At 57.8% G+C, this 17,137-nt stretch carries 12 protein-coding genes and 3 pseudogenes; 12 read left to right on the top strand and 3 right to left on the bottom strand.

What is annotated here, in order from left to right:
• Positions 1 to 621 precede the first annotated feature (621 nt).
• The 11 genes and pseudogenes from AB7M16_RS24090 to AB7M16_RS24040 all read left to right on the top strand — a co-directional run bounded on the left by AB7M16_RS24090 (position 622) and on the right by AB7M16_RS24040 (position 10,038).
• Positions 622 to 930 carry a hypothetical protein gene (locus AB7M16_RS24090; RefSeq protein ID WP_036031147.1) on the top strand — a complete coding sequence of 103 codons (309 nt, stop codon included), beginning with the start codon at positions 622 to 624 and terminating at the stop codon, positions 928 to 930.
• A 42-nt stretch (positions 931 to 972) separates the two neighbouring features.
• The gene (locus AB7M16_RS24085; protein ID WP_036014847.1) at positions 973 to 1,164 is read left to right on the top strand and encodes a hypothetical protein; all 192 of its coding nucleotides are present in this window, start codon (positions 973 to 975) and stop codon (positions 1,162 to 1,164) included.
• Between the two features lie 115 nt (positions 1,165 to 1,279).
• Positions 1,280 to 2,173, top strand: coding sequence for a SctD/MshK family protein (locus AB7M16_RS24080; protein ID WP_036031142.1), 894 nt, complete (start codon positions 1,280 to 1,282; stop codon positions 2,171 to 2,173).
• A gap of 33 nt (positions 2,174 to 2,206) precedes the next feature.
• Positions 2,207 to 2,743: a hypothetical protein gene (locus tag AB7M16_RS24075; protein WP_036031139.1), complete on the top strand. Its 537-nt coding sequence runs from the start codon at positions 2,207 to 2,209 to the stop codon at positions 2,741 to 2,743.
• 2 nt (positions 2,744 to 2,745) lie between these two features.
• On the top strand, positions 2,746 to 3,174 hold the full coding sequence (locus AB7M16_RS24070) for a tetratricopeptide repeat protein (protein WP_036031136.1): 429 nt from the start codon (positions 2,746 to 2,748) through the stop codon (positions 3,172 to 3,174).
• A 9-nt stretch (positions 3,175 to 3,183) separates the two neighbouring features.
• Positions 3,184 to 5,274 carry a type III secretion system export apparatus subunit SctV gene (sctV, locus tag AB7M16_RS24065; RefSeq protein WP_124163623.1) on the top strand — a complete coding sequence of 697 codons (2,091 nt, stop codon included), beginning with the start codon at positions 3,184 to 3,186 and terminating at the stop codon, positions 5,272 to 5,274.
• Between the two features lie 216 nt (positions 5,275 to 5,490).
• Entirely contained in the window at positions 5,491 to 5,895 is a 405-nt protein-coding gene (locus AB7M16_RS24060) for a tetratricopeptide repeat protein (protein WP_245333766.1), read from the top strand.
• A 119-nt stretch (positions 5,896 to 6,014) separates the two neighbouring features.
• Entirely contained in the window at positions 6,015 to 6,887 is an 873-nt protein-coding gene (locus AB7M16_RS24055) for an Effector protein NopP (RefSeq protein WP_245333767.1), read from the top strand.
• A 454-nt stretch (positions 6,888 to 7,341) separates the two neighbouring features.
• A pseudogene (locus AB7M16_RS24050) lies at positions 7,342 to 7,581 on the top strand (hypothetical protein); the annotation flags it as partial.
• Positions 7,582 to 8,508: 927 nt separating this feature from the next.
• Complete coding sequence (locus AB7M16_RS24045) at positions 8,509 to 9,258, top strand: P-loop NTPase family protein (RefSeq protein WP_036031156.1); 750 nt, start codon at positions 8,509 to 8,511, stop codon at positions 9,256 to 9,258.
• A 59-nt stretch (positions 9,259 to 9,317) separates the two neighbouring features.
• Positions 9,318 to 10,038: pseudogene (locus AB7M16_RS24040) on the top strand (hypothetical protein).
• 461 nt (positions 10,039 to 10,499) lie between these two features.
• Here the strand turns inward: AB7M16_RS24040 and AB7M16_RS24035 are convergent.
• From AB7M16_RS24035 to AB7M16_RS24025, 3 genes and pseudogenes are all read right to left on the bottom strand, one after another.
• A pseudogene (locus tag AB7M16_RS24035) lies at positions 10,500 to 10,975 on the bottom strand (NEL-type E3 ubiquitin ligase domain-containing protein).
• Between the two features lie 63 nt (positions 10,976 to 11,038).
• Positions 11,039 to 11,617, bottom strand: a complete 579-nt coding sequence (locus AB7M16_RS24030; RefSeq protein WP_050996249.1) for a hypothetical protein — start codon at positions 11,615 to 11,617, stop codon at positions 11,039 to 11,041.
• A gap of 38 nt (positions 11,618 to 11,655) precedes the next feature.
• Positions 11,656 to 11,862: a hypothetical protein gene (locus AB7M16_RS24025; protein WP_050996247.1), complete on the bottom strand. Its 207-nt coding sequence runs from the start codon at positions 11,860 to 11,862 to the stop codon at positions 11,656 to 11,658.
• A gap of 3,360 nt (positions 11,863 to 15,222) precedes the next feature.
• On the opposite strand from AB7M16_RS24025, the gene modC reads away from it, so the two are divergent.
• Positions 15,223 to 16,335 (top strand): molybdenum ABC transporter ATP-binding protein, encoded by a 1,113-nt coding sequence (modC, locus tag AB7M16_RS24020; RefSeq protein WP_311740022.1) that lies wholly within the window; start codon positions 15,223 to 15,225, stop codon positions 16,333 to 16,335.
• Positions 16,336 to 17,137: the final 802 nt, after the last annotated feature.

The raw sequence follows: 17,137 nt of genomic DNA, 5'->3' as shown, positions 1-17,137 counted from the left end.
GCATCCTTCGCTAAGCTGTATCGCAAGCTTCAACGCACCTGTCCGCAAGAATCGTCTGGTACCAGATGTGCCCCTATGTCTTCGCGATACGCCACGTCTGCCGGTCATCAACCAGTCATCTCATCCTCCCCGCGCAATCAGCGCTCCCGCCGGTCGTGCACATCATCTGCGAGCAGCGATCGATCGGTTGAGCACGCGCGCGCACCAGTCTCTCCGGCATTAGGATCTTCACGGAACCTGATTTTTCGCAAGCCGCCCATGTTAGCCAAGCGAGTCAAGCGCGGACTGAGACCCGCACAACTCTATGACCTTATCCCGCTTCCGCGCTCTATCCGGCAGGCCACGCGCCTGTGCAGGGTCCGCAAGGTAAACTCATTCCTGAACGCGCAGCTAAGCACCATCCAACCCGGCCTTGAGCCAAGCCGATTATAGGCGGGGCTGGGAACGCCCGGGCGAGCCGGTGATTGCGAGCAGATGCAAGGCTGCCGCAAAAGATCAACCCACTCGCCTCAACATGAGGCTCGTCAGCTTTTCGAAAGCTAGCGCCCCTAGCATGAGGCCGCTGAAATCTAGGCGAGCAGTCGTCTATTGAGCGCAACAAGACGAGGATAGGAGAATGCGATGATCGGAGAAATGATCGGAAGCGCTGCCGGCGGATACCTTGGCGGTCCTGCCGGAGCGGCCATTGGTTCGGCACTGGGCGGGACCGTGGACAAGGTCTTTGACAAGGTGGTCCACACCTCGGTGCCCGACGAGGGTAACCACTATAAGGCCGCAGACGACAAAGACGCCGGCGACAAGAGCGAGGTACAACCCAAGTCAGATACTCTCAGCAAGAGCCCGGAGCTGAACCTTGGGCTCAGCACGCTCGGCGGTACGCCCATGTTCCTTTCGATTCCTGCGATCATCTCGCCGGCCCACAACTCGTAACAAGTCAGAACCAAGGTTATCCTAACAGAAAGGTAAGTAGACATGGCAGTTGACAATGTTGGCGGAAATGGCGGCGCTGCTGGTGCCCAGCCGACGGGCGATACGGGCTTCCAGAACCAGATGGCTGAATTCGAGCGTGTTAGCCAGAAAGTTCAGGCCCAGGCCGTGGCAATGCGTCGAATCACGACCGAACTCTCGTCCGAGAAGAAGGTCGCCGACGAGCGCGTTCAGTAGTTCTGCAAGACGGGTGGCTCACCGCGTTGCTACCGTCGCCGCGCTGTGAATGACGAAATCTGGATGAGCCGTACGGCACTGCCGTACGGCTTCTCTCGTTATTCAGGAGGTTATCGTGAACGACTCTGTTTCGCTCGAGTTCGAGGTGCTTTCGGGGCTCTATACCGGGCTCAAGGGAAAGGCAGCGGGCGGCGAAAGCATTGTTGGCAGCGGCCTCGATGCCGACATGATCTTCGTTGAACAAGGGCTTGAACCGCATCACCTTCGGATCATCGCGCAGCGCGATTCGATTGAAGTCGAGGCGCTCGCCGCCAATATCAGCATAGACGGCCTCGCGAGCATCACTTCAGGTGAGAGCGTCAGAGTGCCCCTACCCGCGGTCATTCATGCTGGTGCGATGTCCATCCGCTGGTCGACAGAGGATGTCCAGCCAGTTGCTTCGAGCAAGCGCTCTCGCAGCTCGATCATCGCACTCAGCCTGGTTCTGCTCAGCTCTGTCGTGATCGGCACCGTCTCAATTATCCTCTCCCCCGGCGATAGGGCGGTGGTGCCAAGTACCCAGTCGTCGCGCGCCGTCGAGATTGCCACTAAGCCAACCGTCGATCATTTCGATCCGAGAGCTGCTGATGAAATGGCCGTATCGCTGCGGCAAGAAATCGAACGAGCGGGCCTTCTTGACGTTAAGATCGGGCGCGGCCCCGGCGTTGTGACCGCGGAAGGCACAATTGCGCCGAACCTCGTCGCAAAATGGAAAGAAATCCAGCAATGGTTCGATCGCCAAACCAACGGTACCACGACCCTTGTGAATGCTGTCACGGTGAAAGAGGAGAAGATGCCGTCTTCGATTGCTGTCCAAGCCGTCTGGCGCGGAAGCGAACCTTATCTGCTTATTGCCGGACAGAAGTATTTCGTCGGCGCGCTCTTAAGTAATGGATGGACCGTTGATCGAATTGAGGATGGACGTGTTCTGCTCAGTCGCAACGGCCGATCTGCTGCTTTGCCATATTAAAGTCTCTACCCTGCAAGAAAGAAGGAGAAGGCGATGGCTAGGCTGCCCCAGCACTCTGTAGGGCCCGGCACCTCATCGCAGGGATTAGATGCGGGCCAGCACGCACCGGTCATCGGCTCGCCTCCCTCGCGAGGTGATAAACTCGAAGTCGGAGGCGTCCATGCGGATAGCGGCACGAAGCGCGCGTCGTGGCGGGATGCGGTTACGCATGATCTGCCAATTGATGGTGCGAGCGAAGCGGCGCTCGAGGTCAACTCCGTCGGCGCCATCCAGCGCGTCACTCTATTCGAAAGCGAAGCAGGGGCAAATGAGCTAGATCCGCGCGCGGTATTGGCTTCGCTCTATGGTCCCAATCTGTCCCGCGGACTACTCTCCTTCGTCGTTCCACGCCTCCGTCATCCGGACGTACTGCGCGCCGACAAGCATGGTGTTCTTCTGGAGCGCTTGACGCGAACGTTGGAGGCGACGCCGAATGACAAAACGGCGCGAGAATGTTTGGCAATCCTGCAGCAGGAACTACAGCGGCTATTAATGCTCCGGCAAAATCAAAACAGCTTAATCAAGGGCTAGCCATGGCCGATCCTGATGGATTGCAGCATGTGCCCGCTCCCCTGGAGCCAGAAGTCTCCAAATCCGGCGATATTCTGTCGATCTCCGGGCCGGAGCGCGACCTGCTTTGTGCGCTCTCGTATGTACATCTCGCGTGCGGGCAGAGCGCACAGAGTCTAGCTCTGTTGCGAATTGCAGCTCGCGAGCATTCCAACGACGTCGGTTTACTCCGCATCCTAGCTTACACGCTAATCTCCGAGGGCCTTGGCGACGAAGCACTCCACGTGTTGGACCGGCTGGACGCACTCGATACGCAACCCTCTTCCCGCATACCGATGACCCTGTTGCGCAGCCACGCCCTGCGTCACGCTGGCCGCATGCCCGAGGCTCGCGAGGTCTTCCAGCGCTATGTGTCACTGCGCGCGGGCAGGGCCCTCATCAAAAAGCAATAGGGATCTATCATGGCCAACGTCTTGCGTGACTTCATCGTGCGCGCTCCGGCCCACCCGGATTTCATGGTTGCCTTGATGCTGCTTCTGGCGATCGGCATGATGATCATGCCAATCCCAATCATCGTGATCGACATGCTGATCGGCTTCAATCTTGGGTTTGCCATATTGCTGCTGATGGTTGCCCTCTATCTCACCACACCGCTTGATTTTTCGTCCTTACCGGGCGTCATCCTGATCTCCACCGTATTCCGACTGGCGCTAACGATAGCAACAACGCGGCTGATCCTTGCCGAGGGCGACGCCGGCAGCATCATTCACACATTCGGCGACTTCGTCATTTCAGGGAATATCGCGGTCGGAATCGTCATATTCTTGATCGTGACCATGGTGCAATTCATGGTTCTTGCCAAGGGTGCCGAACGCGTCGCAGAGGTGTCTGCGCGCTTCACCCTTGACGCGCTACCAGGCAAACAGATGGCGATCGATGCGGAACTGCGCAACAGCCACATCGATCAGCACGAAGCACGTCGCCGACGTGCCGCCTTGGAGCAAGAGAGTCAACTTCATGGCGCGATGGATGGTGCCATGAAGTTCGTTAAGGGAGACGCGATCGCCGGGCTAATCGTGATCTGCATCAATATGCTGGGCGGAATCAGCATCGGTCTGCTCTCAAAAGGTATGTCGCTCGATGAGGCGCTGCATCAATATACGCTTTTGACGATCGGTGATGCGCTCATTTCGCAGATTCCGGCGTTGCTGCTGTCAATTACCGCTGCGACCATTGTCACGCGCGTCAACGGGCCCTCCAAGCTCAAACTCGGCGCCGATATCGTTCACCAACTTACCGCAAGTACGCAGGCGCTTAGGCTAGCCGCCTGCGTCTTGGTATTCATGGGGCTCGTTCCCGGCTTTCCTTTGCCCCCGTTTTTCGTGCTGGCCGTCCTGTTCGCTGCGGCAAGCTTCGTCAAGGTCGGCAAAGGCGACAAGCCTGCCGCTAAAATAGGAGCTAGCGTCGCTGCTTCGGCGCCGGCACCCGCAGCGGCCCAGAAGCAGCCGGTGCATGCGGAAGCACTTCCGATCGCGTTGTTCCTTGCACCGAACCTGACGGATTCGATCGACAAAGACGAGCTGGAAGAGAGCATTTCGCGTGTTTCAAGGCTCGTCTCGGCGGACCTTGGCATCACCATTCCGCGCATCCCGGCCCAGATCGGCGAGAGCTTGTCCTCGTCGCAATTCAGGGTGGATGTCGATAGTGTGCCAGTTGAGCGCGATGTGATCAATCCCGGGCACCTGGCGCTCAACGACGATGTGGCCAACATCGAGTTGAGCGGCATCCCCTTTCAGCAAGACCCGGAAACGAATCGGGTCTGGATCGAAGAACGGCATGCAGCGGCCCTCAAGGCCGCCGGAATCGGATATCATCGGCTGAGCGAAGTTCTTGCCTTACGTCTCCATTCCACATTGACACGCTATGCACAGCGCCTGGTGGGTATCCAGGAAACCCGCCAATTGCTCGCCCGGATGGAGCAGGAATATCCTGACCTGGTGAAGGAGGTGCTGCGTACGGCCACCGTCCCCCGGATCGCCGAGGTCCTGCGCCGATTGCTCGATGAAGGCATTCCAATCCGCAATACCCGCTTGCTCCTGGAGGCATTGGCAGAATGGAGCGAACGCGAGCAAAACGCCGTCCTGCTCACCGAATACGTTCGTGCTACCTTAAAGCGGCAAATCTGCTTTCGGTATGCGAACGCCCATCGCGTCGTGGTCGCCTTTATCATCGAGCGTGAGAGCGAGGAAATCATCCGCGGCGCAGTACGGGAAACTGCCGTCGGCCCATACCTCGTTTTGGATGAATGGCAGAGCGAAAAGCTGCTTGCACAATTTCGTCAGATCCATGCGACCATCGCGCAAAGTAAGAGCCAGCCTGTCGTCCTTGGGTCGATGGATATCCGGCGTTTCGTACGCGGTTTTCTCACGCGCAACGGGATCGACCTGCCTGTTCTATCGTATCAAGATCTCGCCGCCGACTTCACGGTCCAACCGATTGGATCCGTCAAGCTTCCCAAGGCGCCTTCCTCGCTTCTCACAGCTGCAAACTAAGAATGGGCAGCGCTTCCTCGTGACTAACCTATGAGATCAAATAGAATCAGGTGCCGCCGGTATTTGTGCTCCGCCAGTCCAGGGCCGCGGCCGGCTCTGCTTGCGATGCTGGCTAGTGTGCTGCTCGCTGGCTGCGCTGCCCCAGATAAGCATAGCCTTTCACCACAGCAGACGTCCACATCTGACCTCGCACACAGCGAAGAGATCGACCCTGCGGTGCGCGAGCGCATTTCGCACGCGCTCGGCCAAGATCCTGATGAAGGAGCTCTGCGTGATGCATTGAAGCAACAGCCGAACAACATCGATGCGGCGATTCCTCTTGCGCGAGCCCTGCTGGCAGGCAACCGTCCGAATGATGCGCTCGAGGTGCTCGACGGCGTATTATTGGCAGCCCCTGGCGACCTGCGCGCATTGAATGCCAAAGCGGTTGTTCTCGATCACGAGGGCCGCCATCAGGAGGCCCAAGAACTATACCGCCAAGCTCTCGCAGCGGAACCCGCAAACCCGATGCTGCGCAACAATTTCGGACTGTCCCTCGCCCTTGAACGCAAGACGGAGGCCGGCGATGCCAGCCCAGCACCGCAGGCGGGCGGCCGGCACGCATTGGCTCGTTCAAGATAGCGTGGCGATAAAGAGCGGGGCGGAATAGCGAAGTGATGCTCAGCTTGCCGACAGCTGGGCTTACTATGAACGCGGAACCTCAACCAGCGCAGCCCCCGTCGATACAAATAGAAAGTGTTATGTTTCAGCACATCATCAATCTATCTAGTAGCGAACGTGCTTCCGAGCCCGATGAAATGAGAACGAGCGCGACCGATGACTCTTCCTCCTACACGGATCGCCAAAGGTTCTCGGATGTATTCTCTAGTCTGAATTTGGCGCCATCGATCTCCTCTCCTGATGCAAGTTCGCCGCCAGTTCCGCCATACGCGCTGGTTGAAGAGCCGCCGGTCGTTGAAATCTCAAGATCTTCATTCGAGAGGAAGCTGGTGGACTTTTATGGAGCAGACATAGAGGATATTGCTGCTAATCCGCAGAGATACTCTCGCTGGGTGTCTCAAAAGGCTCAACGCACAGCGGACACCGCGTTTCGCTTCGGCACCAAGTCTATTTCGGAGAAAGCGCGATTTTTCAGCTATCAGCTCGCGAATAAGAGCGTCGGGCTTCTGAGAACGGAACCCGGAGGTCGCATGAGTGAGCTGTTCAAGGGCAACGATGATTGGCGCAAACAATTTCCTGGGCGAGATCAAATCACCTCAACGACAGCTTTCAGGGTTACTCATCCGCTCGTCGATAACGCGGGCGATATCTTGCTTGAACATCAGCTCCAGATCGATGGTAACAAACCGCTTGTTCTCTCCCACTCTTCCAATCCGGAAGCGAAAGCCCGCGCAGCAGCGTTGGGCTTTCTTGAGGTAAGCGACTCGATGATGGTGCTCGATCCCACCAAGCACGAAGACAAATGGAAGAACAAAGAAGGCAAATGGCAGCGAGCGGGTAAACCGCCTTTGTATCTTGCCGCGACTGAAGACAATAGCAGCAATGCCACGTGTACCGAAAGTATGGCAAAGCCCGCGAACGATCCGTATGATGATGACTATGACTTTATGTAGAGCGTACACGCACCACATGAAGAGCGATTGGCCAGATCAACTTTGGTGAGGTCAGGCTCGCACTGGATAACCTGATCCGCGCGACCGATAATCTACGCTATTCTGGCACCTTCGTCCTGGACTACTTCGGCGCAGTGTACTCCGAGGAGCTGCTCGCCGACTTCCAGCTCGCGTCCATGAGAAATATTGTCAAGCTACTCATCTTCTAGAGCGAGATGTGTGAGGGCGAGCCTGCCGGGTGTTGTGCCGGCGTCATATCGCGCTCGATTGACCTGAAGTCTCCATTGGGCGAAGTTCTCCTGACGCGTTGTGCGCAACGTCGCTGTGTGCCGTTGCGTACGCGAGGCCGGCGATTGGTCCGGTTTTCGCTCCACTGTTTGCCAAGACGAGACACGGCTCCGTGCCGTGTCGGATCTTCTACCATAATGACAACTATGGAGCGAAAGGCGATGCCATGAAGAACCGGCTTTCGGTCACCGGCAAGGCGGCAGGCACCGCCGCTGAAGCCTCGGAGTCGAGGACGCGCACCGCCCCGGCGGTCGAGCGCACAACGGAGAATGGCACCGACTTACACCTTCCTGACGAGGCTAGCGTCTCTGCCGGCACGGTCAAATCAGATCGACCACCAAACTTCACGCTGCGGAACGGCCTGCAGGTCGTCGTGATCCCGGATCATCGCACACCCGTCGTGACTCTCGAGGCCGCTTTTTGCGCAAACGCGTTTAAACAAGGCGACAATCCGGGTTGGATCTTCAGGGTAATCAAAGTGGGCGCTTTAAAACCGGAGCGTACACTGTCTGCCGCTTCAAGGAAGCGGCCACCGAGAGTACGCACCGCCATGGCTACCGTTCATTCCAATAAGTCCTTCTCGATCCATAGGACGTCGCTCGGCGAACTCTGTGTCCAAGACAAAGATCGCCGTGCCGGCCACCAGACGCGCGCTTCTTTCGGACGCCCGATATCGCTTCCCCACCGATGCTGCGCCGTCCGCCGGCGCCCCGCTCCGGATTCGATCTTGTTCTCCGTGGCCCGATAATCTCGCCGCAGAGCGATGCATGGTTGCTATTGCGTCACCAACGCGCTTCAGCCTTCGCATATCCCGACATTCATCACCAGAGTGAGAGTGAGAGCTCGGTCGTTCAGGGTCATCTTTCAGGAATTTACCAGCCGCTTCTCTCTCCGCCGAAGAGACGACCATCTAATCCAGCAGGGCTTTGTGGTCTGCCAAGCCATAGTCGCACCGCGTCGCATCCCGAGCTCGCAATCTGACGCTACGTTAGTTTCCGTCGCTTCATGAAAAGTAGATAGCGGCAGCGACGGCATCCATAGATAACCTATGGCATCACAACGATCACCACAGGCGGACAGTTGATTCTTGGCCCGCGCATTCCAGCTGCCCACAAACCTCACGTAGATCACCAATACAAGTGATTACTTCCATTCTCAGGCCTGCATCATCGGACCACGTCACTCGCTTAATGTTGAAAACGTTTATCAGTTGCAGAGCTCCAGCATCGAAGGTTCATTGCCCCTTCTTTCTGCCATGATCGCGCCCAAAGCAGAGACGCGCCGATTGCGCACCTTGCGCGCGGCAATGGCGAGTGTCTCAGGAGATGTTTCTATGGTGAAGCCAGTTGTAATTGTGGTCGGCGCGGACAAGGGAGGAGTCGGCAAGACGACCGTATCACGAACGCTACTGGACTACTTCAGCGTCAACAACGTGCAAACACGCGCATTCGACACAGAGTCGCCCCGCGGAACGCTGAAGCGCTTTTATCCCGAGATCACTGAGATCGTCGACATGACCACGACGGCGGACCAGATGAAGATCTTCGATACCTTGAACTCAGGGCTATCCGTCACTGTCATCGATGCTCGCGCAGGACTACTGTCTTCTGCGTTAGCTTCCTTGCGCGACATCGGCTTTTTGGACTCGGCACGGTCTGGCCAGATCACATTCGCCGTGTTCCACATCCTGGGATCATCCATCGCTTCGCTAGACGAGATCGCGGAAACCGCGACTTTCATGAGCGGCGCAAAGTACTACCTCGTCAAGAACTTCATCAACGACACTCAATTCTTCCAGTGGGATCAAGCGACTTATAATTCCTATTTTCACCGCATCAAACATGCGACTGAGCTGACCATACCGAAGCTCAACGAGATGGCCTATGAGCAGGTGGAAGTCGCATCCATCCCATTCATAGACTTCGTGGCAAACAAGGGACGGAACGATGAACCTGCGAACAACTCCTTCGTCCTGCGCGGCTATGTCCGGCACTGGCTGGCAAATGTCTGGAGCGAATTCGATCGCATCAACTTGACGGAATTGGCGGGGGCCAAGTCCGCCACCCGGGCCGGCGAAAAGTAGCGGCATATCCGGCGAGCTCCGGTCGGGCCTACGTACGGAACGAAATTGATCTGCTGGCTATGTTAGCGACCCCCATCTACATCATCTGCTCTCCTAGCCCGCAGGTCGGTAAAACCCTCATCGCTCGGGCTATGAGCGAGTTCTTGCTGCTGAAAAACGGCGCAACGCTATCGTTCGATGTGAACTTGAAAGAGCCGTCATTGCTCGACTACCTCCCCAACATCACGGAGACCGCGGATGTGATCGACACTTACGGCAAGATGCAGCTGATGGACCCTCTGATCATCCACGATCGGGTACCCAAGGTAATTGACCTCGGCTTTCACGCCTTCGACGAATTCTTCAAGATGTGCGAGGAGATAGGCTTCATGAAGGAGACGGCGCGCTGCTATGTCGCCCCTATCATCCTCTTCGTCGCGGGCGCAGACCGCATCTCCTTTCGCGCTTATGAAATGCTGCGGCGGCGAATTCCGCCGGGCGTCGCTGGTCACCGTCCACAATGAATTCGTGCTGCGCGGCGAATTACCGGAAGCGATGGATCACGAGCGGGTGATTCGGATTCCCGCACTTCCGCTGTTCCTCAAACGATATATAGACCGGCTTAGCTTTTCCTTCACTGGATATCTGCGCAACGAGAAGGACTGGTCCACCGAGCTGCATCAATGGATCCGACGGAATTACAGCCTGTTTCGCGATCTGGATTCGAGTGTGACGCAGCGAAGGTCCGATCGTCGGCGGGGAACGGATATCGATAGCCTACGTTGCACAAGGGCCACTTGAAAGTTCGCTCTGATCCGCATCTATTCGTCCGGCCTATGAGTGGTCGTTGACCGCTGACTTCAATGGCGTTCGCAACGCGAACGCATGAATTGCGGTATACGACTGTTCGCTTGGATCTCCACCTTACGATCGTGCGCACGGGCAGCGCGAGGGCAATTGACGGCAGATCATTCGCCAATGGCTGATGCAGGCGGCCCGTCCAAGCAACGATAGCAGCCTTGGCTGGTGAGCGGCTAGGCGGATCGAAGAGGTCTTCCTTCGGGAGCCGCTCATAGCTTCAGGTCGAATTCTCCGAGCACCTGATGCATGACCGCGCCTTTGATCTCGCGGGCGATCTCGTCTCGTGTGTGGGCGCCGAGGACCCGCTCGGCATCGGCGTCGCCTGTTAGACCATGCTCGGCCAGTCGCTCAAGCGGGTTTCAAACTGTACGCTCATCGCCTCGACGAGCCGCTCCTGCATTTCAGCATAGTCTTGGGGTGCGATGCGCCTCACCACGCGTTCCTGGTTGCCAGCACGCTGCCAAATAGTCCGGAAATTCCGCCGCTTCCTGCTCCCGCACCGATGCCTCGGCCCTGGCCACATCGCCCTCGGTCACGTGAGAGACGTTCATGAAGCGCATGTCGGGAGCGGTGTGCCGCAGCTCCAGCGCGTCGCGCAGCCGGGTCTGGTAGGTAAGGTAGACCTCGATCTCATCGACATCTGCGTCGGGATCGGCACGACGAAGTGAATTGCCCTCTCGCGCGCGATCCCCTCAAGCGCTTCCGAGCGAAACATGACGCGGCCGTTCTGGAGCAGTTCGCCCAGTCGCCCGTCATAGACGCCGTCCTCGATATCAGCGTTCAGGCGTGCAGTCCGCATGCCGTTCCAGACCAAAGTAATGCGATCTTCGCAGCTCGCGTTCGCTCCCGAAGCCATCTCGAAATACTGCTCGCGCAAATGCGGCCTGAAGGCTGCCTGCCGCAGATCTTCGGCGACCGCCTGGCGGAACGCCTCATGATGTTAGTTCACGGTGCCCCGGAGCCCATCGAGGAAGCGGTGCATAGTCCGCGGCCCCCGCCTCATGGGCGAAGTGCTGCCAAGTGGCCATTGCCGTGGGCTCGCCCTCGAGCCAGTCCGCGGCGACCTCTTGTAGCGGCCGCGGCTGAACTTCCACCGCTCCAGCGGTGATCGAGAAGAAAACCTGAGGGCCGGCATAGTGTCCGGCATCGCTGTTGCCTGGCCGGCCTGCACCCAATCGGCGAGCGGATTATTCTCCAGATTAACGCTCGACTCACGGCCTAGGTGCGTCAGCAGGGTCTCGCGCACGCTGGTCAGCAGATTGTTGCTGGCACCGAACCATAGCAGCTGGTGCGAGACGGCCTCAGGCAGGCTGGTCAGCCGGTTGTGGCTGGCGCTGAGCCATTCGAACTCGGCCGGGAGAGGCTCGGGCAGGTCCGCCAACTGATTGTACTCGACGTTCAGACGCTGGAGCCCGGCCGGAAGCCGGGGCAGGTGGGTCAGGCGGTTACCGCGCGCGTCCAACTCCTGAACCGTTTTTGAAGGCGTCGGGGAGGCTTGCCAGCTTATTGTTGTCGACATTCAGGCGGCGCATCCCGGTCAGAATGGCCGCAGACAGCCTAACACCACGACCCTCCGGCGCGGATTTCCTCGAAACTCGGCAGAACTTTAGATCGAAACTCAGCCTCCGCCTTTTGCTGGAACATCGAATGGTCCACGTTGCGCAGTTGCTTGTCGCGCGTGACCACCACCGTTGAGAATTCAACGATGTCGCTGGCGCGATCGCTTTCGCCTAGCGCCCTCGCGAGGCTGGTCTGAACGGACATGAGACCTCCCAAGCTGTCGCCGCAGCGCTCGTGCCGCTATCAGTGCTGCCTGTCGCCGCCTCTGGATAGATGAACCGTCTGCTGGAGTACTTTGCTCGCGAGCTGGCTGTTCACCCAGCGCGTTTTCCCTGCACCAGCTAAGGGGTGGCTAGGCTGGGTCAGACACATCCTATTGCCCGCATCATTCCATCATCCACGCTATCTCGCGGCTCCAACCGTCAAGTTGTACTTGACGATGCCGGCCAGGCGCCCCGTGCCGACCATCGAAATGGCCTTCCTGGCCATCGCCCGCAGGCAAGAAAACTGGAAATCAACAGGTCGTCGCCGTGATCTCCACTTGCGATGGGACGTCAACGCCTGCCAACCTTTATCTGTGGCGCATCAACAACGCTAAAACCTGGCGCAGCGTGGGATTCAAGCTATTCAATCGCTCTTCTGAGGCGTGCACAGCCGATGTCGATGGCAATGACCGTCTGTGGAATGCTCAATTGGCTCGACACTGCGTCCATCGACATTTTACCTTGTATTACCAAGATCGCAACCGCGTTCGCTTCTTGATTGGCTGGCGCGTGCCGTGGATCGCACTCAGGCTGGTTTGCGTTCCTCACAATTCGTTCTCATGGCTTTCCCATGTTGTGGATAAGCTCCACCTCGCCCATGGATTAGTTATCGGGTAAGCGATTGTGAATGCCTATAGCACGCCGGATCTACTTAACTGCTCGTCGGCCAACCAAGCTTGTGGAAGCGCTGAAATTATGCAGGACACACGATCGGGGCGCCGTGAAACCGCGAAAATCCGCCGCGATTAGTCGTCACACGCGCGGTGTCGGGTGATATTGATTGGTAAGAGTTGCACACATCTTGCTCGGGGACAACGGGCGGAAAGTCGTAAGTCCTCAGCTCAACTATTCGGCAGAAATGCGGAGCCAAGCAACGGCCGCTCAGACGATCGCCATGCTTGATACTCCAGGGACGAATATCAGTGATGACTTCGATTGATGATACATTAAGTGAGATCAGATGGTTGCGAAACGAAATCTGGCGCTGCCGTCGATTACTTGGCACTGGTCTGCTTGGCGCGGAGCGGGAGGCCGTGGAGAAGCGTCTGCATGAACAGCTTTCTGCCTTTCAACGACTCGTATCGACGGCCTTCCCTTTAGCCCTGAGCTCTGAAGTGTATTCTTTCAAGAGTACCACGTTCGGGCGAAGCGACTCCCCTGGAGCGCCCATCGAAAACGCCGCAATGGCATCAAGCGGTTGCCTCGAGAAGTCGATCAGCGGCTAACAAAAGATGTTTTCCTAGCGCACTCTATTACCTTGAGCCCGGCAGTCCAGCCCAAGGTAGTTCCAAGCTGAGAATCTAAGGGAAACCAACTCCAACGCTAATATTCCGGCGAATCGTCTGCCCGTCACTACCGCTTAGCTTACCTGCCCAAAAACACCTAGTCGCCGACCATAACGGTATAGATTGGTGAGCAGTACGGAATTCCTGCATATGTCAGGCCATTCCCTCCTCAGCTTACGCAGTTGTCGTTCGGACCCGTTACAGCGAACCCATAGCAACGTCACGTAAGCCTCGAAGTCGCCGTATGGCTGCAGCGCTGTTTGAAGCGCAACTGCTGCCAATCGATCCACGGATCAGTCCTCAGATAGTTGAGCTGCGCGAGGCAGGCTGATCCTTCAGTCCGATCAACTTGCAGCCACCAAGCTGGTCAAACCCCGGGCCCGGTCAGGCTGAACACCTCACTATCGTTCGAGTTCGCAACTGCCGTGCCTCACTCTGGATGAAGGCCTACTGGACGCCTGTTGAGAGATTGTCTCGACCGGTCGCTTTTGTCCGCGGCGGCGGTAGGCATCATGCGTCGGCATTCGCGGCGTAAGTTTTTGAAGTTTTCCGTAAGACAAAACATGGCCACATCAGCATCGTTAGGGCCTGTAAAGCGGTCACAGAAGCGGATCACGTCTGGTTTGCACGACACCAAGACTTCCTCGGCCCGACGATCTCGCGCGCGAGCATATCCTGTGCACCACGTCGCTGCGATCGCGATCGCAGCGAGGACGGCCGAATAGCGATGCGCATTGCAGGTCCAGCCCATTCGTCGCTCTTGATTCACCAAACCTCTCAACTGTTTTTCTTTGCCCCGCGAGGCTGATCTGTTTACCGGATTCGAGCGCTTCGGCAGCCACTGGCTCACTGTTCCGGGCGCCGCAATGATAACGGCGCCCCGAATCATCGTCCCGCTAGGCGCAACACGCATTGCGAGGACCGGGATCAAACAGAGATCCGGCCGTTTAGCGCTTGTGTGCCGATGTTGGCTCCCAATATGGCGTTTTGCTTCGCAATGCCTACATCCTGACGTTACGGGCGATTCAAGCACTTTGAGCGCGCGGACAGCGCATATCATCTCATATCAGCGCTTTTTCGAAGAGAGGCTGCCAACCTTCTCCTTCGCGCAGATCGGAAGGTGCGCCAGCCGGAGGCAGCGACTTGTGTATCACTGACGCGTTTTACGGCCGCACATTCGCCGAAGCACCGTCTCCAATGCGAGAGGCATGGTTTCACCCTCAGGTGCCATCTCATAGCTCCTGCATGTGCGGTTGGCGACGCGAACGTCCAAGGTCCTACAATGCGGCGATTTAGGACGCAGGGTGGAGACCGATGCAAAGCCTCCCTTGCCACTAGCCGGCCAGGTATTCCTTAAAACGGCACGCCGATTGCTGGGTAAGGATAAAGCTGCCGCGAAGGAAGCGGTCGCGGCGGAGCCGGGATTCCAATGAAGTTAATTCGATTCATCATGATCGATCTAGCTTTGATGCTACTCGCACCTGAGAGTGCAAAGGCCACCATTGTGGCGACGGACGCAAACTTCGAATCGGCTCGCGAAGCTGTGGGATCCGTAATGCCGAGTTCTGGCCCCGAGCCAGTATTCGGCTCTGGCGTGATCGGACAGCTTTACCGCCAAGCCTCTCAAGCCGCGCTATTCGAACATGCGCTCGGCCCGCCAAGCAGACTGACAACCTTGCGCTGCTGGAAGGGCGCTTACCTCTCAATGGCAAGTGCAGCGAGCAACGTCCGATTGCCACAATCCTAGCGGCGCGGAGCTGCTCAACAAGACTCCGGTCTTGATACCAATCTGCAGTCCGCCCTCTACCCTAGGCCCTCACGCGAGCAGAAAAGCCCGTGCTGCCGCGGGATAGAGTGGATCGTCGGAAGCATGGCGATCAGCTCCACTGCAGCCATTGGCCTCCTGACTTAGCTGAGAAGATACAGCACATGCTAAGGTTCATCAGAGAAGCCAAAAAGGGCTATATCGAAGTTGCCTTCAACGGCTCTCTCGGAAGCATTTTGCTAGATACGCAATTCAGCGTACAGCCAAAGGCGTCACAGCGATTCTTGGTCCGCCCGGGTGCGGCAAAACTACACTCGCGCGCTGCATCGCTGGCGTCCAGCGCCTGCCGAATGGATTCTGTGCGATTGATGGGGAGATTTGGCAGGATGAGACTACGTTTCGACCGACTCATCTTCGTCACGTCGCATTTGTATTTCGCCTACCGATTCTCTCTTCTCATTTGTCTGTACGACACACCGTTTTATACAACGCGTCCAAATCGGAACAGGCACTGATCGATTTTGATGGTGTGGTCGAATTGCTCGCCTTGGCGCCACTGCTCGAGCGTTTGCCATCAGATCTTTCCGGAGCGGAGCGCCAGCGACTCGCCCTTGGCCGTGCGCTGTTGGGCCAGCCTCGGCTACTCTTGCTGGACGATCCACTCATTGGGCTCGACCGCTCCGCCAAATGCGAGATCCTGCCCTTTCTCGAGCGCATGCGGCAAACGCTTCCATTGCCGATGATTTACTTCGGCCATGACATCGCTGATATCGAGCGTTTTGCCGATTATCTCGTGATGATGAAGGGTGGCGCCGTGACTACGGCCGGTCCGCTCAATGTCATTCAGAGCGATGCGGCGCTTGCCAGGCGGGGCGAAGCGGCAGTCTGTCTTGATACTACGGTCGGCGGGTATGACGGGCGCTATGGGCTGATCATGCTCCGCCTCAAAGCTGTGCGCTTTCTGATACCTGGAGTGCCGCTTACACCGGGCGCGCAGCTGCGGCTGCGCATCGCTGCCGACGACGTCAGCATTGCGCGCGAACCTCGGCGCGCAAGCTCTATCCTCAATGTTTTTCCAGCACGCATAAAAGCCTCTCTGCCGCACGGCGAGGCTGAGGTCACCTTGGTTCTGACCCTTGAAGCCGGCCGATCTGGCGTGCCGCTTTTGGCGCGCGTCACACGCCGCTCCTTTGATGCGCTACGGCTTAGCAATGGAGGGCAAGTATTCGCGGAGGTCGCGCGCGCCGTTCCGCTCGGGCTGCCGAGCGGTTGCTTGCAACGCCTACCACATTCGCAGGAGCACCTTCGACAGCTATGCCCGATGCGAGAAAAACACCAACAAGATCCCGGCCGTGATCGATAATCTACATGAGATCGATCCAAATAGTGTTCCGGGCAGTTCTCTACCCTCCAAAAGACGAATAGGCTACTGGCCGATGTGGCTCAGGATGTCGGGCACCAATGCGTACGCATCGGCGACAGGTGCAGCGACACTCGAGGCCAGCAAATGGGCACGCACGTTATACTCGCAATCGATTTTGCGAGGGGAGAAAAGATCTCGATTTCGCAACCACTCGGCAGCAGGTGCCCTTTAGTCTTGATATAAATGGGCTTGCCGAGCCCGCAGCCGTCGGACCGGCCAGCTGTTTCTCGTTCTTTTAGCGAATTTGCTGATCGCGAGGAGATCGATCTTATTGCGAAGCGCGCGGGAAAAGGCCGACCGGCGAGCCTCACCGCGGACTTGGCAGGCTGCTGCCTTGATCGTGGCGCGCAGCCGGGCCCCATCCGAGCTGCGGTGCTTTGGTTACAACCGGACGACCTGAACGCGACAGTGGGGCTGCCGAGCACGTCGGCTCCGCAACCGTCCATCAGAATTTTTGCCATCTCCGGAAGCCGCCTTAGCTCTAGCGTCCGCTCCTGCGTCACATTGATGTCTTACGAACGCGCCGATTGTGGACCCTCAACGGCGAGACGTCGCAGTTCGACCAGCTGCGCGCGCTAAATAGCGCAAGCCGACATCAAGCCCGTAGCTGGCTTTGCGGTACCTACCGGTCGATGACGAGACTGCTACGGTTCGGGTCTGACGTCTTCCCGCCAAGTCCCTGACCAGCGCCCGCGTGCCGTCGAGCTCAAAGGCACCCTAATCCTAGCCATTCCTCTGCTGG

It is taken from the genome of Bradyrhizobium sp. USDA 372, from assembly GCF_053629095.1.
This window is presented reverse-complemented; position numbering and strand designations above follow the sequence as displayed.